The organism is Pseudothermotoga hypogea DSM 11164 = NBRC 106472, assembly GCF_000816145.1.
Lineage (GTDB): Bacteria > Thermotogota > Thermotogae > Thermotogales > DSM-5069 > Pseudothermotoga_A > Pseudothermotoga_A hypogea.
Genome location: NZ_CP007141.1, coordinates 2,106,485 through 2,127,397 on the forward strand (window position 1 = coordinate 2,106,485; position 20,913 = coordinate 2,127,397).

Consider the following 20,913-nt stretch of genomic DNA (forward strand, 5'->3'; position numbering starts at 1 on the left):
TTTTGACCAGTGCGCTATGCACGAAGTTCACGACAAAGGATCCTGTCGCCCTCACAGAATGGCCGATCGATCATCTGAAGGACCATCTCTCCGACAGGGTTCTTCACACCCGCGAGACGATCGGCCACGTGAAGGTGCAAACACTTAACAGTTCTCAGGTTACGTATACCACCGGTGCCGAGTCGAGACAGGATCTGCCGCGCACCTTCGTTACGTACAACCTTGTCCCTGAGCTCTCGTACTTGTAGGTGTGCGTCGATGTACGCCCTTTCAAAGTCCGGATCTTCGTTGATGATCTTTTCAAACCTGCTGATCCATCCGAGTTGCTCGAGCCGGGATATCTCTCTACAGAGTTTTGGACAAACCAGCCAGAAGAGCGTTGGGAAAGGCTTTCCATCGATTTCACATTCGTTCTCTATGACCACGGGAAAATTGTGCTCGCACCTGAGCACGACTCTCCTCACGCCGAGAGGTTTTCTGCCGATCTGTCTTTCGATGATCAATACGTCTTCAAACAGAACGCCTTCCAATCTTCCAACTCAGCCTCCTCAACAATTTGAAGGCTTTTCTCTCTAACGGCCATCTTAACTTTTTCGTCATCCACACGAGGAATACCAGACACGATGATCCTGGAACCGGCTTTCGTAACCCTGTCAATCTGTTTCAACAAGGATATTACCAGATTCGTCGTCAGATTCGCAACGACCAGATCGAACGTGCCAGAAACGTTCTCCAAAAGGTCCGACAGTTTGATGTCTATTTGGACTCGGTTCCTGCGCGCAAATTCTTTGGCTATCTCCACAGCCACAGGATCGTTGTCAACCGCAACGACTTTTCTAACACCGAGTTTTTTGGCAATGATGGCAAGTACTCCTGTGCCGCATCCCACATCCAGCACACGATCTTTACTTTTCAAATGATTATACATCAGCCGTGCCGCCAGTTTCGTTGTGGGATGATCTCCTGTGCCGAACGCAGCGCTCGGTTTCATCTTGATCACTATCGCATTCTTTCTGAACCTGTGCGTCGGATCTATCCAGACATTCGGGACGATCTCGAAAGGCTTCAAGCGAAGGTACAAAAACCAGTCGCGCTCCTGAGTCAGCTTCTTATCGATCAGTTCGCACCCAAACTGGAGTCGAAGCCGCTCGAGCAGACCCTCATCGTTCGTGTAGACGCGAACGAAGTTTCCATTTTCAGTGGCCTCGAGCGCGAAGTTGAAAAAATTAAGACCCAGAAGGAATTCCTCGACTCCTTCTGGGTCGGGACAGGTCAGCAACCATTCGATCGTCTTTCTTCCACTCACAGGCTTTCCTCTAAGGTTCTCTTGACAAAGTTCGGCAAAACGAAACACGCCTTGTGCAACTCTTCGTTGTAGTACTTCAACTGCTGCGACATCGCTCTCGCAGCTTCAAACCTGTAGTCTTTGATCGGATCCAGTCCCTTCGAAGCAAGTATGTAAAGCCAAAAGCCTGATGGGTACGTCGTCATGAAACCAACGTAGGCCTTGACAACGGGAAAGATACTCTTTATCCTTCTGTAAGCTATCTTCGTCCAGTTGAAATCGTACAGCGCGTTCTCTGCCTCGGCACACATAACACCACCATCTTTCAGAGCGTCAAAGCACGCCCTGTAGAAATCCTGTGTGAACAAGTGTCCTCCTTCACCGGCCGTTGGGTCTGTCGAATCGATTATGATCACGTCGAATTGATTCTTGATTTTCTTGACATACTCGGCACCGTTTTCGAAGACGAGCTCTACCTTGTCGCTGTTGAAGGCCTCTCCCGTCTTGAGGTACTGTTTTGAAACTTCAACCACACGCCTGTCGATTTCACAGAGAACCACACTCTCAACCTCAGGATGTCTCAGTACCTCTCTGAGCGTTCCTCCGTCCCCTCCACCTATGATGAGCACATTCTTCGGGTTCGGGTGAGTGAACATGGGCACGTGTGCGAGCATCTCGTGGTACATGAACTCGTCTTTGTCTGTGGTCATAGTGATGCCATCTAAGGCGAACACCCTACCCAAAGTTGGGTTGTCGAAGATGTCTATCCTCTGGATCGGAGTTTGCTCAGAATGAACCATACGGGCGATCTTCATGAACAGTCCGACGTCACCGCCGGTGTAGTACTCGAAGTACCACAGGTGCTTACCCGCGAGCAACTTCTCATTCATGTTTCACTCCTCCTTTGACAGCCTTGTGCGAGGCTTCGAACGGTATGCCTATGGTTCTGTAATCTCCTCTGAGATGCTCGAACACCTGCGTTCTCTTCGCCTTGAAGACCTGCTTCAGGTATTCGAACGCCTTCCACGGGTCAGTGTCCTCACCACACGTGAACAGGTCGATCGCCGCATAACGATATTCGGGCCACGTGTGGATAGTGAGATGGGATTCGCTGATCACAACCACACCGCTCACTCCGTAGGGGAGGAACCGGTGGAACGAACTACCAACGATCGTCGCACCAGCGATTATCGCTGCGTTTTTCATTTTTTCCTCGACGAATTCCACATCGTCGATAGCCTGAGGATCGCAGTCGTAAAACTCCGCAATCAAGTGCCTACCCAAGCTTTTCTCCATTTTGAATCCCTCCCCTTCAGTCTATTTCGATCCAGAGGACCACAGCCTCCCTTTTCTTACTCGGGTTCTTGAGCATGTGTTTCTTGTCCGCTCTGTAGTAAAAACAATCTCCCTGCGAGAGCCTGTATCGGACATCGTCCAACCAGAGATCGACCTTGCCCTGAAGTACGTATCCAAACTCGTCTCCTTCGTGGTAACTCTCTTCCTCTGTTTGAGCTCCGGGTGCAAGCACAACGAGTGTAGGATCTATCTTCTTCGTCTCCACATCGCTCATCAACAGGAACGAAGACACACCATCTGGTTGATCGTAGAGCGGAATTCTATCTTCCTTCTTGAATACGATCTTTTCCTCTTCCTGATCCGAGAAAAACGCTTTCAAATCAGTTCCCAGCGCCCTGAGTATCTTTTCGAGCGTGTCGAGTGACAGAGACGTCTTGTTGCTCTCCAGCTGCGATATGAAACTTCTTGAAAGATCTGTTCGCATCGCAAGCTCCTCTTGTGTCAAACCCCTGGACATCCTCAATCTTCTGATCTTGTCGCCCACGTTCATAACAACACCCCAATTCCTTTGACCTGTCAACTTCTCTGTGCTGTTAAGTATTATAATCACACTTGGTCAACTTACGTAGTCATTATAAGACCGGGTAGCCCCAATGGGTATGAGAACCTCTTTAAGAAATCTTTACAAAATCTCCGCTGGTTCAGACTCGGCGCGCAGTACTTCGTTGACTGTTTTGAATATTTGACCGATTGTGACACTTATCATGAGCATCATTGTTTTGTTCACTCACTGAGCGGAGAAAACGACTCATAGTTACTTTTGCAGGGGTTGAAGGTGTATCATTGTATTTGGTATGAAACCAGATCTCACGGACCGGCTGAAAGAGTATCTCAAGAATCTGAATCTTCTGAAGACTGCGGACAACAGAGTACCGTGGGACGTTTATTTCATGCGTATCTCTCACATGATCAGTGAGCGATCCACATGCTTGCACAGAAAAGTCGGTGCGCTGATCGTTAGGGAAAACAGAATCTTAGCGACCGGTTACAATCAGCCACCTTCAGGATTCCCACACTGTGATTCCATCGGTTGTGTGAGAGATGCGTTGGCGATACCCTCTGGCAGGAACCAGGAAGTGTGTTTCGGTTTACACGCGGAGCAGAACGCACTCATGCAGGCAGCCAAGTTTGGTATATCAACGCAAGGTGCCACCATTTACGTGACGACCAAGCCCTGTTCCGTTTGCGCCCGGCTGATCATAAACGCGGGCATTACCAGAGTGGTGTACGAACACGATTATCCAGATCCACTCACGGATTACTTCTTCAACGCGTGCCGAATCACGGTCGACAGAATAACTGGAGGTGAAGAAGTTGAAGGTTGAAGCCCTCTTGGATTATCTGAGAAGTGAAAGGTGGCCAACGATATGGTGTCCTGGATGTGGCAACGGCATCGTTTTGAAAGCGTTCCTGCAAGCAGTCCACGAACTCGGCCTCAGCAAAGATAAGATGGCCGCTGTCTCCGGTATAGGTTGTTCCTCGCGCGCGACGGGCTACATCGATTTCAACACGTTGCACACTCTGCACGGAAGGGCAATCGCGTTTGCGACGGGCGTGAAGTTGGCGAGGCCCGATTTTCACGTCGTCGTTCTGGGCGGTGATGGAGACATTCTCGCCATAGGAGGCAATCACTTCATTCATGCGTGCAGGAGGAACATCGATTTGACGATCATCGTTTTCAACAACATGATATACGGTATGACCGGAGGACAGGTTTCGCCCACGACTCCGGTCGAAAAGGTTGCATCCACCGCTCCTTTCGGTAATACAGAACCACCATTCGACACGGTGAAGGTAGCCATCGCCGCGGGTGCAACTTATGTTGCAAGGGCAACGGTGTACCACTATCCGCTCTTGGTACAGTACATAAAGCGAGCGCTGAGCCACCGTGGTACGGCGGTTGTTGAGGCCGTGACGAACTGCCACACTTATTACGGCCGGTACAACAGGATAGGCGATGCGTCTCAGATGATCGAGTACTTCAAGAAGAACTCTGTCACGCTGGAGAGAGCCAAGAACGTGAGTGCAGAGGAGTTGAAGGACAAGATAATTATAGGAGAATTCCACGTGGAGGATAAACCGACCTTCCACGACAGGTATAAGAAGCTTGTGGAGACCATCTCGAGAAAGGAGTGAAACCATGGCGCTGTCGGAACCTATCGCAGTCAGAGTGGCAGGAAGTGGTGGACAGGGAAGTGTCTTGGCTGGAAGGATACTCGCGCAGGCTGCTGTCTTCGACGGCAAGTACGTCGTTCAGACTCAGCTGTACGGTGCGCAGGTGCGTGGAGGTATAAGCCACTGCGACGTGCTCATAGACGATAACTGGATCGATTTTCCGGAGGCAACACAGTTCGACGTGATGTACTTAATGCATCCTGATGTTGTCAGGACTTACTACAAGTTACTCAGGGTCAACGGCGTTCTGCTCCTCGATTACACCTACCTTCAGAACATGCCCCAGAAAATCTTTACGCTGACGAAGAAAGTGATAGCACTACCACTGGAAAGGATGGCCATAGATAAGTTCAAAACCCCCATCGTTTCGAACATGATAGGTCTGGGCGCGTTGGTCAAGGCAACGCGATTGGTGAGCATAGAATCGTTGCGCAAAGCTGTTGAAGAAACTGTCTCGGAAAGGTACGTAAAGATGAACATCGAGGCGATCGAATATGGATACGAATCTGTCACGAAAGAGTACAGGATCAGATCCGAGCAAAAGGTTAGAACGCTCGGTTTTGAGTGAAACTCTGTCTTCGTTCATTCACGCAGTAGAAGGGTTCAGCGAAGCGATCGGGAAAGAACGGAACTTGAAGTTACATTTCGCAATCGGTTCATTTGTGCTGCTGATCTCTTACGTTCTCGAGCTCACAGCGAACGAATTGCTCTGGCTCATTTTCGCAGTTTTCTCAGTGATCGGTATGGAATTGCTCAACACGCTCGTCGAATCCATCATGGACCTGTACGAGATCAAGCCGCACCCGACGGTGAAATTCGTGAAAGACGTGGCGGCGGGCATAGTTTTGTGGTATTCTCTTTTTGCGGTGGTCGTTGGCGTGATCGTTCTGGGTAGAGCCATGTTTGGTTGGAGCCAATCTGTAGGTAAACTAATCGCTCTGATTTTTGTTCTGCTCTTTCCAACAGTTTCTTTGATTTGGAGGGTCGTAAGTTCATGGCGCAAACGAAGATAAGGGTCGTCGTCGTGGATGATTCGGCGTTCATGAGGATGGTTTTGAAGGACATCATCGACTCACAACCGGACATGCAGGTGGTTGGAGTAGCGAAAGATGGGCTCGAAGCGTTGCAGCTGATCGAGGAGAAGAAACCTGACGTCGTCACGCTGGATGTCGAAATGCCCAGAATGAACGGAATCGAGGTGCTGAAGAGAATTGCGCAGAGATATCCCGTCAGAGTGATCATGGTCAGCAGTCTGACGGAAGAAGGTGCCGATATCACGATAACGGCTCTCACACTGGGTGCCGTCGATTTCCTCACGAAGCCTTCAGGTTCGATCTCTCTCACCTTCAGAGAGGTAGCAGACACGCTGGTCAGCAAAATCAGGAACGCGATGCTCGTTGATCCGAAGAGTGTTCTCACAAAGAAGATCGCCAGACCCACGGTAGCGAGAATCAAGATGCCTCTGCTGGGCAACAAAGCGGTGGTCATAGGTGCTTCGACTGGGGGACCAAGATCACTTGATGTGATCGTACCCGCGTTGCCTGAAGATTTTCCTGCACCTATCTTTCTGGTACAACACATGCCGCCGGTGTTCACGAAATCACTCGCCATGAGGTTGAACTCCATTTCCAAGGTGCGCGTGAAAGAAGCCGAAGATGGCGAGCCCGTGAACAAAGGAACTGTCTACGTGGCGCCCGGTGATTTCCACCTCGGTGTTCGAACGATGAATTCAACAGTTCAGCTTTATCTGGATAGATCAGATAAGATCAACAACGTAAGGCCCGCTGTGGATTTCACGCTGACGAAAGTCGCAGAAATCTACAAAAGCAACACCATTGCGGTCATACTGACTGGAATGGGAAGGGATGGCACCAAGGGTGCTTTCATGGTAAAGTACTATGGTGGGAAAGTCATCGCGGAGCACGAATCCACGTGTGTGGTTTATGGAATGCCAAAGGCTGTTGTGGAGGAAGGATACGCCGATTACATACTTCCTGCTGACAAGATAGCTGAAAAGTTGGTCGAGTTGGTTTGAAGAGGGGTCAGTTGGTATAATTATAAAAAGACAGAGGGGAGATGGGCGTGCGAAGGATTCTGTGTCTCTTGCTTATAGTGTTTCTCCTCACCGTTGTACTTGGGGGGTATTTGACGGTAACATATATCGTACAACAGGGTGATACGCTTTATGACATCGCGCGCAAGTTCAACGTTTCTCCCTCGACGATTCTGGATTGGAACGGCATAAACCCCTTGAGGCTTTCTCCCGGCCAGAGGCTGCTGATACCGCAACCCGAGGGATTGATCTACACTGTGAGGAAAGGCGATACCCTCTATTCCATAGCGAAGTCCTTCTTCACCACCGTTTCGGATATAAAGACAGCGAACGATCTGAGATCAGACAGCATCACCGTCGGTCAAAAGCTTTTCATCCCGATCAGTTGTATTGGAAAAGCTTTCAACGTCGAAAAAGGTTACATATGGCCGACTTACGGCGTGATATCCTCTCCATTCGGCTGGCGAAGACATCCCATAACCAAGCAGATGTCCTTCCACTCGGGTATAGACATTGCGGCACCTGAGGGTACGCCCGTCTTTGCCTCTGCACCCGGTACGGTGATCTTCGCTGGTGAAAAGTCAGGCTATGGGTTACTCGTGGAAGTGAAGGGTTCGAAAGAGATCTTCAGATACGCTCATCTATCCAAGATAACGGTGTACGTTGGACAGAGGGTCGACAGAGGCACATTGATCGGGCGTGTGGGCAGCACGGGTGTGAGTACGGGGCCACACCTTCACTTCGAAATCGAGGTTTTGGCAAAGGGAGAGGTCGTGAATCCCCTTGCCTATCTGCCTTCCTCGACGAAAGTTTATGTACTGAGAGAAAGCGCCGAAGAGGGTATGGGCGGTCAGTAAGATCAACGGTGTGAATTTAGCCAGCTTAGAAGATCCAGTTTAAATACTTCGGCGTTGTAGCTGTCTTCGAACAGCTCGTGGTAAGATCCTTGGTACACTTTGAGAACCCGGTCCTTCACCGTGAGGTTTTCGAAGAACTGCCTCGCCCCGGTTGGAAGCGTCACTCTATCCTCACTACCTACAGCAACGAAGGTTGGAACCTTTATCCTGTGAGCTTCTTTCAAAGCCATCTGACTGTGTTTGAAAAGGTCTGCTGCAAGTCTTGCAGAAATTCTCCTGTGGACCAATGGGTCCGCCACGTACTTTTGAACTGCCTCTGGATTGGTGGAAAGATCGTTCGGGTTTATCCCGTTGTCGAAGGTCAACGCCGGTGCCAAGATCGAAAAGATTGAAGCAACTGTTCTCAAAGCTATGTTGCTGTTAGGAAGATGCAGTGCGGGTGAGGTGACTATTAGACCCTTCACGTTGTTCCTCAATTCTACGTATCGGATCGCGATGAGCCCGCCCAGGCTGTGACCCATGAGGAAACAGCCAGGATGACGAGAGACCAGCTCGTCGATGATGTTGAAGATTTCCGAAAAACTCGCATGGCCACGCTTTCCCTCGCTCTCTCCGTGACCCGGCAAGTCAAAGAGGGTCACTCCGAACCGTGGAATGAGCAAATCGACAAGCCATTGATAACGTTTCGCATGCTCACCGAGACCGTGCACCAAAATCACGTGCCCTTCATTTCCTTGAAACTCTTTTATCCACACGTTCCTCTTCCCCCACCAGCTCGAAGTCTATCTCCCCAGCGATCTTGTCCGCACGCAGGACCCTGACTTTGAGTGTGTCACCTATTTTGAAGATTCTTCCCGTTCGTTCTCCCACGAGTATGTTTTTTCGCTCATCGTAAAAGTAGTAATCATCGAGCGTTGAGATATGAACAAGCCCAGAGATGAGCTTGTCTGGTATTTCAACAAACAAACCGAAGCGCGTGACGTTCGTCACGACTGCGTCAAAAATCTTGTCCATGTGCCTGCTTATGTACTCCACCTTTTTCATTGCCAAAAGGTCCCATTCAGCTTCGTCCGCGATCCTTTCTCGCTTGCTGCAGTGCTGGGCTATCTTCGGCAAGAGCTTCGAATAGATCTCGATCTGTTTTTCCGTGAACCTATTCCCCTGCCTGAGATAAAGTTTCAACAGACGGTGAACGACCAAATCGGGGTACCTCCTGATCGGCGAGGTGAAGTGTGTGTACGCATAAGAAGCAAGTCCAAAGTGTCCTATGTTCGTGAAGGAGTACATCGCACGCTTCATGGACCTGACCATCAACTTCTCGACGCTGGAGCGCAGTGGATGATCCCTGACCAACTCGAGCACCTTCTGCAGAATGCTCGGATGCATTGTCTTTGGAAATTTCACCTTCAGTCCGAGTGCCTCCACGTACTCCTTCAGCTGGAGAATGGTCTCCGGATCCGGCTCTTCGTGAACCCTGTAGACAAAAGGAAGCCCGGCATTGTGAAAGATCTCGGCAACCGTCTCGTTCGCCCTTATCATGAACTCTTCAATCAATATTTCAGCAGGTCCGCGCTTCCTCGGCACGATGTCCACAACCTGCCCTTTATCATCCATCACTACCTCAACTTCTCCACCCTCTATGTCCGTTATGGCACCCCGTTTCTGGCGAGCCTGCCTCAAGATCAAGGAAAGTTCGTGCATCATTTTCAATGAATCGGTAATCTGTTTTCCAAGAGCGCGCTCAATCGTTTGGTCACCCTCGAGCAACCTGTTCACAATGGTGTAAGTCAGTCTCTTTTTGCTCCTTATGACACTCGGTGCGACATCGAAATCGAGCACTCGTCCTTCTTCGTCTATGATCATCTCGACGGTGAAGGTGAGCCTATCCTTGTCTTCCATCAGGCTGCACAGATTGTTGGACAGTTTGAAGGGCAACATCGGAACAACCGTGTCGAGCAGATACACGCTTGTTCCCCTACGATACGCTTCTTTGTCAAGAGCCGTATTTTCCTTCACGTAATGGGAAACATCGGCGATATGGACCCCAAGCAGGTATTTCCCCTTGGGGAGTTTCTTTATCGACACGGCATCGTCAAAATCTTTGGCATCCTCACCGTCTATCGTGAAGACGATCTCGTCTCTGAGATCCATCCTGCCATCGATGTCTTCTTGTCTCACATCGTCGGGGAGTTGTTCCAGCTCGGCGAGCACTTCGTCGGGGAATCGGTCCGTAAGATCGTACTTCGCCATCACGGCAGGTACGTCGGTCTTCGGATCGTCCACGTTACCGAGAACGGTCTCAATACAAGCCTCCGGATCTTTGCCCTTCCTTGGCCACTTCGTGATCCTCGCGATGACACGCTGATGGGGTTTTGCGCCGTTTATGCATTCAATGGGAACGTAAAAGTCATAGATTATTTTTGGATCATCTGGGATAACAAAACCACGAGTTCTTCTCACTTCGAAGACGCCCACGATCTTTTCCTTACCACGTTTCAAAACGCGCGTGACCTTCCCCATGGGCAGGTTCCGCCATTTACCCACGATCTCTATCAAAACTTTGTCACCATGCATGGCGCTGGATGTGAATTCAACCGGTACCGCGATCTCTTGCCCCTGATCGGTGGTGACGAAGGCGATGGTGCCCCTTCTGGAAAATTCGATGGTGCCAGCCACCAGGTTGCTCGACTCTGCCGAATGATAATACCCTTTTCCGTCCCTGATCAATTGCCCTTCCTCGAGCAGTTGCCTGATCGCATCCCTCACCATACGTTTTTCATCTTTTGCTTTCACCTTGAGTGCCTTGTAGATGGCCTTCAACGTGTACTTGCTGTCTGCTTCGAAGAGCGACAGGATTTCTCTCTTCAGATCATCTATAGACCGTGACACAAGCTTTACCCCTTTCTTTCGAGATGTACATAGCTTTGTCAGCGAGGCTGACGAGCTCGTCGGGTTCGAACACATCATCTTCCGGATAACCCGCCACACCGAAACTCATGGTGATTCTGAAATCGAACGGGTTCATCGCTATCATACCGTGCAGTATCTTTTGACAGACCAAAGCCGCACTCTCTTTGTCAGTGTTGGGCAGTATCAAAATGAATTCTTCTCCTCCATAGCGACCCACTATGTCGGTCGTACGCGTGTAAGTTCTCATCACAGATGAGATGAATTTCAGAACCTCATCTCCGATCTTGTGACCGTAAGTGTCGTTCACCTTCTTGAAATCGTCTATGTCGGCCATGACCACCGAGAAGCTACCGCTGTACCTCTTGGCTCTCTCGAACTCCTCACGCAGTCTTTGAAGAAAGTACCATCTGGTGTAAAGGCCCGTTAGAGGATCGGTTATGCTACGTCTGTAAGAGAGTGCGTTCTTCAGAATGTGCGTTGAGATATCCTGCAAGTTCAAAACGATCCTCATCAGGTTCTCACCCTGAATCCTGTTGACGTACAGCGACTTGTTCGCCAGATACAGGCTCAATCTGTAATTGTGATCAAGTTGTATTGTGTGATAGACCTCGAACGGTTCATAAGACGCAGCCGGGTTCTTTGGAATATCCTTCACGTTGAATTGCGAAAGCTCAACAATCCTTCCAGAACCATCGGTCAAAATCAACGCCGCCGAGTTCACAGGTAGAACGTTCATCATTCTGGAGAGCAAAAAATCCAAGATGGACTTCAAATCGTCTTGAATATCCGCGACCTTGAGCGTGTCAAACGCGTATTGCGTGACGGCATAGCTGTCCACAAAACTTCTCACCAAAGATCTCAGATCGCCAAGCTTCACTTTGATATCTTCTTCTTTCACAGAACCCATCTCGAGCGTTCGCATGAGTCTACTCATTTCTGATTCCACGCCGAGTCTGTTTTCGAGCCAATCGGCTGCGGCATCGAAGCTGTGAGTCCTGTAAATTGTGGTCGCTCTCTCTGCGTAGTTCAGAGCGAGCAAATCTTCCCCCAACGTTTTATAGGCCAGAGCCAGAGATTCGAGCACTTGAGCGAGTGAAAGAAATGCACCAGACTTTATCGCTTCCTTCTCAAGCCTCTCGGCAAAGCTGAAGAAAGAGTCTCTGTCGAGAACTGCGATCTTCGCTCCAAACACTTGGTAAGCTTCTTCCATCCAATAGAGATGATCTTTGCTCAAAAACTTTTTCCACGATCTTAACAATTCTTCATCATTCTCAGCAAGTAAAAGATCCCTGAATTCAACGAACAATGGATTGTTCAAAGCGGGATTGTCTATGTTCTCCTTCAAAATTTTTCTTGCTTCATCGATGTTTCCACAGATCGCATGTGCTGCAACCATCGCCCTTAGCCCTCGTTCTTCTATGCCGAGTGACTTCTCTATGGACCTTTCTTTTTCGAGATCCTCCAAAGCTTCTTCCAATTGTTTGTTGTACGTGTGGTACTGCGCTTCCACGAAGTACGTGTAAGCCTCGGTCACACCGTTCGCAACCATCCTTGCAAACTCCCTGAGTTGGTACATCGCACTGAACATCTTCTCGATTTCGCCTCTGTACAGGTTGGTCCACATCATGTTACTAAGCGCGGTCATCAAAAGATCCTGAGAACCTATCTTGTTGGCGATTTCAACAACCTGTGAAAAGAGTCTCTGCGCTTCAGGCGTGGCCGTCAAACGCGTTCCAAGCAATAGTAGCGTGTCCGCCAGAACATCGTAGAAAGGTCCTTCTTCGGCGAGAGATCTGGCGGTATTGAGCAAATCCAGACTGCGCATCGATTCGATGCCCCTGGCACGAGCGAGAACGTTCAGGGTGGAAGCTTTCAATTTTTTGTGCAGTGGTAGATCCAGCAAGTTAGAAACAAGCAATGAAAGCTTTTTGATGAGTTCTTGATCGACTCTCTCGCCCGAGCGGAGAATTCTTCGAGCTCTGTAAATGAGTCTGGACAGTTCAGAGTAAGAAGCTCTGCCTGAAAAATCGATCTCTTTTTCGAGTTCAGAAGCTTCTCTTACTTCACCCGCTATGACGAGTGCAGCGTATCTGAAGAAAGCGAATTTTTCCTTCTTTTCAAGTTCTTTCGCGAAGAGCTTCAGACTGTTCGACTGTCCCTTGATGCCCAACGCTTTGAACTTCAAACTCACCAAAGCGTAACTTTCTCTATCTCGCATCAACTGCTGAGCCTGAGCAAGGTAATCGAGCGCCGCCGAGATGTCCCCGTACGAAGAGATCTCCCTTCGAGCCGCCAGAAGGTACATGGCTGCCGCAGAAATGGTCTTGCCCAACATTCTGAGATGCCAAGCCCTTTTCTCCCGGTCAGAGACCTTCGCGGCCAGGAAACTGTGCGCTTGGTTCCGAATCGATGGTGAGACACTGTCGTAGAACGAACGCCAGATCTCTGGCAAAGTGAACCTGAAACGTTCGTTCTCGTAGTAGATCAAACCATCTTTCATCAACGTTCGTAGCGAGTCGTTCAACTCCTCTCTCTTCAAATCGAGCGCCTCACAGAGTATCTGGACTTCCTCGGGAGAGAACTTCTCTCCACACAGGCTCAACAAAGCCTCGTTCAAAGACATGTATTTCTCCAGGGACAATTCCAACACACCACTCATGTCGCTCTCGAGGAATGTTTTGTCTACTTGAAGATTCCCTTCTGAAAAGCTCAATTTATTCTCCTTAGCCAAGATCTTGAGCACCTCTGCGATCTTTCCAGCCAGACCCTGTGTGACCGTGTACAACCAGCGAAGGAACTCACCGGGTATCCTATCTTCACCGATGGCAAGTGATTGGCTGATCAACCTTTTGGTCTCTTCGAAACTCAGCGGGCCCACTCCTGTCTTCAGATCAACAGGCAGGCCAACATCCTCGGTGATCGAAGCCAGAAGCAGCACATGCCCATGAGGATAAACGTACTCGTTCAGTTGTCTCAAGAGAGTTTTCATGCTCGCCGTCAACTCGTGCGTGTCATCTGCCACAAGGACCAGCGTTCGCATTCTGTTCAGAAGTTTGGCGACGGTGAGTATCACCTCGTCCGATGACAATAGCTGCGATGAGAGGAATTTGGAAACGTTGTTCTTCGTCACATCGTCCAAACTCAAATAGGTTTCGTCATCCAGCAGCTGAACCAAGTCCGTGACGAGTGCATCCACGTTGGTCAACCAAACTGTTGGGATATTTGAATGTCTGAACTGATCGACGAGCGAACTTAAGAGCGTGGTTTTCCCACTCCTCTGTGGTCCATAGACCAAGATCGTGTTGAGTTTCGGCGCAAGGTTTTTGACAAAACTCAGGATTTCTTCCTCCTCACGCCGGGCAAGGATGACTGGCCTGATCCTGACGCGACCAAAGCTGCCCACCGAGGAGCTCGAAATGACGAAGTGCAATCTTCTTCTGGTAGGATCTTCCTGAACAAATTGACTGACGAGCTCTCTGATCGTCTCATCTTGAGAGAAAGAAAGGATCATCTTGCCGAACACGTAGGCCGTTGAAGCAACCGAAGCAACACCATGACTGGCAAACTCCGGTGCAACGAATATACCTTCTTTCTCAGGAATTTCTTTGTGGTTGCGCCAGCACGGTGCGATCATGGAATAATCACCGTCTCGCTTCAGAAAATCCTCAAAACCAATCACGGGAATGACGATTCCGTGATGGACGAGCTCCCTCAGCAAAGCAAGCAAGAACATGGCAAATTCTTGCGCATCCTTCATTTCCTTCATCTCGATGGGCTCTCCACCGTAGTAGGTGAACTGTACCTGAGGCAGTTCAGAACGAAAGTCAGATTCCTCGATCGGTGCGATCGCGGGATGTTTCATTCTTGAAAGCTTTGTGAGAAAATCTATGAGCTCTTCTCGCCCTTCTTCCACGGCCTCTCTCTTTACAACCTTGAGCCTCTTGTACACGTTGTTCGCCACGATCAAAAACTCATCGCCACTGTAAGTTTGCCGTAAAAATTTAACCAACCTCATGCCTTCCTCCCACCATGGCTTCGCGCGTCAGGCTCAAAACCTCGTCGATGACCTTCTCGAGCTCGACGTTCTTGTAAGAACAACCCGCCGCACGCGCATGCCCCCCTCCACCAAGAGCCGAAGCGATCTTGCTCACGTTCAACCACTGCTTCGATCTGAAACTCACGTGGACTTCACCCTTGGGAAACTCCGTGAACAATATCGCGACCTCTATATCCTTCATAGATCTCAGTTCCGAGACGAACCCGCTGCTGTCGTCCTCGTTGCAACCGAGTGAAAGGTAATCTTCATAACTCAACCAAGAGTACACCAATTCACCCTCGATTTTCATGTGTTCGATCATCTTCGCAAGAAGTTTGAACTGCTGGGGCGTTTTGTTCTCCAGGATCACTGATGCAACAAAGTATGGTTTTGCACCCAATTCTACGAGTTCTGCGGCGATCTTGAGCACGTTCGCATCCGTGTTGGAGTACTTGAAGAAGCCTGTGTCCGTGGCGATGCCAAGATAGTTGGTCGTTGCGAGCTCTGGATCGTACACTACACCCATGGCTTTGTTCATATTATAAACTATCTGGGCTGTCGAAGCACTCGTGACGTCGACGAAGTTCAAGTCTCCAAACATCGAATTTGTTTCGTGATGGTCTATGACAATCGTTTTCGAGTTCTTCAGCAAGTGTTGAAACCTTCCCACCCTGTCGGGTGAAGAACAGTCAACAACCACTATCAAATCTGGATGAAAGTCCTGCAACTGTTCGAAAGACTCTATAGAATCCACTGCGAAGAAGAGCTTGTAATACCACGGAATCTGATCGTCAATGGCGGCTCTGACTTTCTTGCCAAGCCTTCGCAACCCCTCGGCGAGAGAAGCCACACTGCTGATGTCATCGCCATCCGGCATCACGTGTCCCAAAACGAGAATGTTATCTTCCGATATGAGCTGTGAGATTACGGACAAGAACTTCGTCATCCTCCCTGCACCCACTTCGACAGATAATCCTTCACCTGTTTTTCATCGTGCACCCTCTTGGTGGAAAAGTCCACTGTGACGTAGTTGTCAGAACCAAGGTACAGCGTTGGTTGAACGTTGAGAACCTGTGTGAAAGCGTTTGGATCGTAATGAACACCTACGATGAGACCTATGAAAAAGGTGTGATCTCCAGTACGCCTGAAATCTACCAGCTTGCACTCGTACGCCGCATAGCAATCGCTCAGTATCGGCACCTTCACCTTGTTGCCACTGGTGAGGTTTATCTCGAAAACGTTGAGTTTATCGATGTCCCTTCCCGAGGTCTTTCCAACGAAGGATGCGAGTCTGCTTTGATCGTACCTTATGAAGTTCACAGTGAACTCCTTTGAAGACAGAATCAGATCGTGCGTCAGTCGTTTGGGTGAAATCGAAACACCGTACAGAGGCGGATCGTGTGACAGTTGCGTGTGCCAGGCAGCAGCCATCGCGTTGATCCTCTCTTCGTACATACTGCATATCAGTGCAACGTTGGCAGGATAGTGTAAGTTGTACTTCTGCAAAGTTTCCACAAAGACCATTTCGATCACCTCCCAACGGCCATCAGAGAAACACGATCTATGACATCGGCGAGGACCCGAGCAGACAGGTCGAAACCTCGTTCGGTGAGTTTGAGAAAGCCATCCTCGATCTCCAAAAACTCACCCAAAAGGTCGTGAAAGAGCTCGTAGGGATCGAACATCCACCAAATCTCTCTCAACTTCTCGATGTTCACGCCCTCGCTCAGCCTCAAACCCATGAATATGGTTTCTTTCAACTCTTGCAGATCGTCGTTCCTTGAAAAATAGTCGAATACGAAATCGTCTTCCTTCAACTTCGAGATGTACTCTCCGAGCCGTGGACTGTTCACGTACCTGATCCTGCCCAGATGCCCACCTGCGGCCACGCCGAGACCGATGTAATCCTCGTTTCTCCAGTACTTCAAGTTGTGTCTGCAGAAACTGTTGTTGAGAGCAAAATTCGAAATCTCGTAACGATCATAACCCATCTCTTTCACCGCTTCGACGAAACGTTCGTAGCGATTCTCAACTACCTCGCTGATCGCGGTTTCAAACTCGCTTTCGTGCGTTTCCAGAAGGTAGATCGATACGTGATCCGGCCTCAACGTTTCCACCACGTGCACGTCGTTCTCTATCGTGCGATCGCTCTCATTCGGAAGACCCACGATGAAATCCACGTTGACCTTGGCAAAGTTCTTTGCCGTTTCGAACGTTCTGAAGAAATCACCGACCGAATGTCTTCTCCTGACGCATTTCAGTACCTCATCGTCCGCTGCTTGAAGACCTATGCTCACCCTGTTCACGTCCAGAAATCTGAGCCTTTCGACGAACTCACAATTCGGATTCACCTCGATCGTGAACTCGAAATCATCCGCGATGAGAAACATATCCCGAATGCGCTCGAGAGTTTTCTCGAGTAACTCGAACGGAACGTCGCTCGGACTTCCCCCTCCAACGTATATCGTCTCCACGTGAATTCTGGGTAGAAACTTCGACCAAAGTTCGATCTCCTTCCATAATGCTTCAAAGTACTCTTTAACCTGAGAAAAATCCGTGAATGAAACGAAGTCGCAGTACGTGCACCTGCGCTTGCAAAAAGGAACGTGGAGGTACAAACCTATGTTTTCAGAAACTAACGTTGAAGACAAACTTTCCATCAATGAAACAAGTGTCGAGTTTGAAATTCTCTCCAATCCATTCACTCCTGATTCCAACCGATGCACTGTCTTGGCTGAGTGCAAGAATGAAGTCTACCATTATTGAAAGGTTCCAGATCGGAACTCTGAACTTCATCGCCAAGGCTCCCGAAAATCCATCTTTCCATCCCACGCCCATGAAGAACCCTTCGTCCCCAGTTTGCCCCCTCGAGTAAGGATAGAAGCCTGCGAACAGTGCCTTGTCGAGTGCATAGAAACCGATCTCTCGGTTCTGCATCTTCACATACAACCTGCTCATGCCCATGGTGACGGGACCAAAGATGTCGAAGGAAGAGAAGTTGATCGTGTAATTACCAAGAAAGAATTTTTGTTCAGCACCCATCACAGCGTAAGAACTCTCAGGAGCGATAGAAAAGAGCATCCGGTAGCGTGACGGCATCAAACCGAAGCTCTCGACGTCGAAGGTCGCAAGAACGGACCAACTCTTCCCGACGGTGAAGCCAACTCTCATCTTTGCGTCAGCCTCTTTGATCCTGAGGAAACCCACTCTTCGCAGGATCGTTTTCTCGTTTTCGTAAATCGCTCCGAGTTGAAGGTCGTTCTCCGAAGTTTTGATGAGAAAATTCCCAACATCGATGAAGTGCTCCAAGCCATCGACATAGAGCATCTCCACACCGAATACGGTAACCCAACCCAGAAGAATCAACAGCACCAAGAGATACCGCTTCACCTCTCGAGCAACCTCCTCAGTACCTCGTTCACGATTTTTGGATTCGCCGTGCCCCTGGTCTGTTTCATCACCTGACCGACGAAGAAAGAAATAACGTTCGTTTTTCCGGACCTATACTGGTCCACAACATGTGGATTTTGTTCGAGAATCTTTTTTGCAATCTCAGTGATGGTGTGCTCGTCGCTCAGTTGTTTCAACCCCTTTTCTTCGACGATCCGGCCTGGCATTTTACCCGTTCTGAACATCTCTGGAAAGATCTCCTTGGCCGTCTTTATAGAAATTTCACCACGGTCGACCAGCCTTATGAGTTCCGCAATGTGTTCAGGTTTGATTTTCAGTTCCTCGCTCTCGAACTCCTTCATTTCTCTCAGCATCTCCGTCATGATCCAGTTACTCGTTTCCTTGGGTTTTTTGGTCAGTTCAACGCACACCTCAAAGAAGTTCGCAATCCATTCGTCCGCCGTGAGTACGGATGCGTCGTATTCTGGAAGCCCGTAATCTTGAACAAACCTCTGCTTTTTCTGATCCGGGAGCTCTGGCAGACTGAACCTCAGTCTTTCGATCCGCTCTCTGCTGACAACGACCGGTGGTATGTCGGGCTCCGGAAAGTAACGATAATCGCTTTCTTCCTCCTTGCCCCTCATCGAAACGGTCGTTTTCGTAGAAAGATCCCAACCGCGCGTTTCTTTCTCGACGTTTTCTCCTCTCACGAGCGCTTCTTTGATCCTCTGTTCCTCGTATTCCAACGCCTTTTCGATGAACTTGAAGGAGTTCATGTTCTTGACCTCGACCCTGTTGCTTGAAACCTTCTTCTCGACATCAACGACAGAAATGTTCGCATCGCACCTCAGGGCACCTTTTTCCATGTCACCACTGCTTATCTTCAAATACCTCAGTATGGAGCGCAGCTTTTCGGTGAAGATGCGTGCCTCTCTTGGTGACGACAGGTCTGGTTCCGTCACTATCTCAACCAGCGGAACACCACACCTGTTCATGTCCACCAGAGAGTACTTGGCTTGCGTTATCGAATCACCCTCGTGCATGAGCTTGCCCGCATCTTCCTCCAGATGTAATCTTCTTATCCTCACGCGCTTCGTCGTTCCATCAACATCTATGTCGAGATAACCTTCAACTGCGAGTGGATAAAAATACTGACTTATTTGATAACCCTTCGGCAAATCCGGATAAAAATAGTTCTTCCTGTCGAATCTCGAATATTCGTTCACCTTGCAGTTCAGTGCCAGTGCGAGCTTAATGGCGTAGTCCACCATCTCTGCGTTCACCACTGGCAGGGCTCCAGGCTGACCCGTGCACACGGGACAGATCGCCGTGTTGGCCGGCATTTCGAAAACGTCCGCAGGACAGCTACAAAAAGCTTTGGTCTTGGTCGAAAGCTGTACGTGTATTTCCAAACCTATCACGGTCTTGAACCTCATGTTCTCACCACCGGTAAGGGAATACGACCGTTTTCGTTGTACGGAGAGAATTTCTCGATCGATCTACCGATCCTCAGCACCTTTGGATCTTCAAACCTCTTTCCCACCACCTGAATGCCTACGGGAAGGCCCTGGGCAAAGCCGAAGGGCACACTCAAAGCTGGCACGCCAGCCAGGTTGGCGAAGGTTGTGAACACGTCCATGAGATAATATGCGAGAGGATCCGTTATTGAACCGATCTTGAAGGCTGGTATGGGAGACGTGGGGGTGAGGATTGCATCGAATCGATCGAACACTGCGTTCAGGTCGTTGGCAAGCAACCTTCGCACCTTCTGTGCCTTGTTGAAGTAGGCTTCGTAGTAAGTCGCGCTCAGAGTGAACGTGCCCAGCATGATCCTTCTTCTGACCTCTTCCCCAAAACCGGTCGTTCTCGTGACCGAATAGGTCTCCTTCAAACCGGCTTTCTCAATGCGCAAACCGTACTTGACGCCATCGTACCTTGCGAGGTTCGAGCTTGCCTCCGCAGGAGCGATCACGTAGTACGTCGCAACCGCGTACTTCAGCGTGGGGATTTTCACCTTCTCGACCTTTCCTCCAAGTTTCTCGACGAGTTTGATGCACTCTTCGAACCTTTCTGCGACTTCTTTGTCCAGACCTTCGTACTCATAAACTTCTACAGGAACGGCGAAACGAAAACCTTCGATTCCCTGCTCTATGTGCGACAAGAAATCCATTTTCACATCGACTGTTGTGGAATCGAACTCATCTTTGCCATGAATGATCTGCATGAGGATGGCGGCGTCCCTAACGCTCTTGGTCATCGGTCCTATCTGGTCCAACGAGGAAGCGAACGCCACAAGTCCATATCGAGAGACCAAACCGTACGTGGGTTTGAAACCCACGATGCCACAGAACGCCGCTGGCTGTCTCACGGAGCCACCCGTGTCGCTGCCGAGCGCCGCCACCACCTCACCACTCGCAACCGCTGCAGCAGATCCACCGCTGCTGCCGCCCGGAACGCGCGAAAGATCCCAAGGATTACGCGTGACGAAAAATGCAGAACGTTCCGTGCTCGAACCCATCGCGAACTCATCGAGGTTCGTCTTCCCAACGATTGCAAAACCGGCCTTTTTCAGCTTTCTCACGACCGTAGCATCGTACGGAGGTACATAGTTTTCGAGGATCTTCGATGCACAGGTCGTTCTGATGTTCTTCGTGACGATGTTGTCCTTTATGGCTATCGGAATGGCTTTGAATGGACCTTCATTGACTTCGATCTGTTCTTCGTTGAGTACTGTGATGAAGCTCTTGAGGACCCCATCGACCCTTCCTATTTCGCTCAGAGACTCTTTCACCAGATTTCGCCTTTCGACCTCGAGACAGTCCTCTATGGTCAGCTTTTGAAACATGTCGAA

At 49.6% G+C, this 20,913-nt stretch carries 20 protein-coding genes; 6 read left to right on the plus strand and 14 right to left on the minus strand.

Annotation, left to right across the window (positions count from 1 at the left end):
- Positions 1 to 14 precede the first annotated feature (14 nt).
- The 5 genes from AJ81_RS10355 to AJ81_RS10375 are packed head-to-tail and all read right to left on the minus strand — an operon-like array spanning position 15 to position 3,131.
- Positions 15 to 530 (minus strand): DUF501 domain-containing protein, encoded by a 516-nt coding sequence (locus AJ81_RS10355; protein WP_031502782.1) that lies wholly within the window; start codon positions 528 to 530, stop codon positions 15 to 17.
- The gene (locus AJ81_RS10360) at positions 500 to 1,306 is read right to left on the minus strand and encodes a 50S ribosomal protein L11 methyltransferase (RefSeq protein WP_051673626.1); all 807 of its coding nucleotides are present in this window, start codon (positions 1,304 to 1,306) and stop codon (positions 500 to 502) included. Before AJ81_RS10360 ends, AJ81_RS10355 begins: the two co-directional genes overlap by 31 nt.
- Complete coding sequence (gene speE, locus AJ81_RS10365) at positions 1,303 to 2,175, minus strand: polyamine aminopropyltransferase (protein WP_031502787.1); 873 nt, start codon at positions 2,173 to 2,175, stop codon at positions 1,303 to 1,305. The genes AJ81_RS10360 and speE overlap by 4 nt, the downstream gene beginning before the upstream one ends.
- Positions 2,168 to 2,581 (minus strand): adenosylmethionine decarboxylase, encoded by a 414-nt coding sequence (speD, locus tag AJ81_RS10370; protein ID WP_031502790.1) that lies wholly within the window; start codon positions 2,579 to 2,581, stop codon positions 2,168 to 2,170. Before speD ends, speE begins: the two co-directional genes overlap by 8 nt.
- Positions 2,582 to 2,597: 16 nt before the next feature.
- A complete protein-coding gene (locus AJ81_RS10375) occupies positions 2,598 to 3,131 on the minus strand; it encodes a cupin domain-containing protein (protein WP_031502793.1) in 534 nt (177 codons plus the stop codon).
- Between the two features lie 304 nt (positions 3,132 to 3,435).
- On the opposite strand from AJ81_RS10375, the gene AJ81_RS10380 reads away from it, so the two are divergent.
- From AJ81_RS10380 to AJ81_RS10405, 6 genes are read left to right on the plus strand one after another with little or no spacing between them, the layout of a single operon-like run.
- Positions 3,436 to 3,966, plus strand: a complete 531-nt coding sequence (locus AJ81_RS10380) for a deoxycytidylate deaminase (RefSeq protein ID WP_031502795.1) — start codon at positions 3,436 to 3,438, stop codon at positions 3,964 to 3,966.
- Positions 3,956 to 4,777: a 2-oxoacid:ferredoxin oxidoreductase subunit beta gene (locus AJ81_RS10385; RefSeq protein ID WP_031502799.1), complete on the plus strand. Its 822-nt coding sequence runs from the start codon at positions 3,956 to 3,958 to the stop codon at positions 4,775 to 4,777. The genes AJ81_RS10380 and AJ81_RS10385 overlap by 11 nt, the downstream gene beginning before the upstream one ends.
- Positions 4,778 to 4,781: 4 nt before the next feature.
- Positions 4,782 to 5,384, plus strand: coding sequence for a 2-oxoacid:acceptor oxidoreductase family protein (locus AJ81_RS10390; RefSeq protein ID WP_031502800.1), 603 nt, complete (start codon positions 4,782 to 4,784; stop codon positions 5,382 to 5,384).
- Positions 5,377 to 5,829 (plus strand): diacylglycerol kinase family protein, encoded by a 453-nt coding sequence (locus tag AJ81_RS10395; protein WP_031502802.1) that lies wholly within the window; start codon positions 5,377 to 5,379, stop codon positions 5,827 to 5,829. The genes AJ81_RS10390 and AJ81_RS10395 overlap by 8 nt, the downstream gene beginning before the upstream one ends.
- Positions 5,811 to 6,851, plus strand: coding sequence for a protein-glutamate methylesterase/protein-glutamine glutaminase (locus AJ81_RS10400; RefSeq protein ID WP_031502810.1), 1,041 nt, complete (start codon positions 5,811 to 5,813; stop codon positions 6,849 to 6,851). Before AJ81_RS10395 ends, AJ81_RS10400 begins: the two co-directional genes overlap by 19 nt.
- A 47-nt stretch (positions 6,852 to 6,898) precedes the next feature.
- Positions 6,899 to 7,726 carry a LysM peptidoglycan-binding domain-containing protein gene (locus tag AJ81_RS10405; RefSeq protein WP_407636276.1) on the plus strand — a complete coding sequence of 276 codons (828 nt, stop codon included), beginning with the start codon at positions 6,899 to 6,901 and terminating at the stop codon, positions 7,724 to 7,726.
- A 2-nt stretch (positions 7,727 to 7,728) separates the two neighbouring features.
- On the opposite strand, the gene AJ81_RS10410 is transcribed toward AJ81_RS10405, so the two are convergent.
- From AJ81_RS10410 to gatA, 9 genes are read right to left on the minus strand one after another with little or no spacing between them, the layout of a single operon-like run.
- Positions 7,729 to 8,481, minus strand: a complete 753-nt coding sequence (locus tag AJ81_RS10410) for an alpha/beta hydrolase (protein ID WP_031502814.1) — start codon at positions 8,479 to 8,481, stop codon at positions 7,729 to 7,731.
- Positions 8,453 to 10,615 (minus strand): ribonuclease R, encoded by a 2,163-nt coding sequence (gene rnr, locus AJ81_RS10415; RefSeq protein WP_031502815.1) that lies wholly within the window; start codon positions 10,613 to 10,615, stop codon positions 8,453 to 8,455. Before rnr ends, AJ81_RS10410 begins: the two co-directional genes overlap by 29 nt.
- The gene (locus AJ81_RS10420; protein WP_031502816.1) at positions 10,596 to 14,651 is read right to left on the minus strand and encodes a diguanylate cyclase; all 4,056 of its coding nucleotides are present in this window, start codon (positions 14,649 to 14,651) and stop codon (positions 10,596 to 10,598) included. Before AJ81_RS10420 ends, rnr begins: the two co-directional genes overlap by 20 nt.
- Positions 14,638 to 15,618 (minus strand): DHH family phosphoesterase, encoded by a 981-nt coding sequence (locus AJ81_RS10425; RefSeq protein ID WP_031502817.1) that lies wholly within the window; start codon positions 15,616 to 15,618, stop codon positions 14,638 to 14,640. Before AJ81_RS10425 ends, AJ81_RS10420 begins: the two co-directional genes overlap by 14 nt.
- Positions 15,615 to 16,196 (minus strand): flavin reductase family protein, encoded by a 582-nt coding sequence (locus AJ81_RS10430; protein WP_031502818.1) that lies wholly within the window; start codon positions 16,194 to 16,196, stop codon positions 15,615 to 15,617. Before AJ81_RS10430 ends, AJ81_RS10425 begins: the two co-directional genes overlap by 4 nt.
- 5 nt (positions 16,197 to 16,201) lie before the next feature.
- The gene (locus AJ81_RS10435; RefSeq protein WP_231845426.1) at positions 16,202 to 17,368 is read right to left on the minus strand and encodes a coproporphyrinogen-III oxidase family protein; all 1,167 of its coding nucleotides are present in this window, start codon (positions 17,366 to 17,368) and stop codon (positions 16,202 to 16,204) included.
- Complete coding sequence (locus AJ81_RS10440; RefSeq protein WP_031502823.1) at positions 17,301 to 18,062, minus strand: hypothetical protein; 762 nt, start codon at positions 18,060 to 18,062, stop codon at positions 17,301 to 17,303. The genes AJ81_RS10435 and AJ81_RS10440 overlap by 68 nt, the downstream gene beginning before the upstream one ends.
- Complete coding sequence (gatB, locus tag AJ81_RS10445; RefSeq protein ID WP_031502825.1) at positions 18,059 to 19,498, minus strand: Asp-tRNA(Asn)/Glu-tRNA(Gln) amidotransferase subunit GatB; 1,440 nt, start codon at positions 19,496 to 19,498, stop codon at positions 18,059 to 18,061. Before gatB ends, AJ81_RS10440 begins: the two co-directional genes overlap by 4 nt.
- Entirely contained in the window at positions 19,495 to 20,907 is a 1,413-nt protein-coding gene (gene gatA, locus AJ81_RS10450) for an Asp-tRNA(Asn)/Glu-tRNA(Gln) amidotransferase subunit GatA (protein WP_031502826.1), read from the minus strand. The genes gatB and gatA overlap by 4 nt, the downstream gene beginning before the upstream one ends.
- Positions 20,908 to 20,913: the final 6 nt, after the last annotated feature.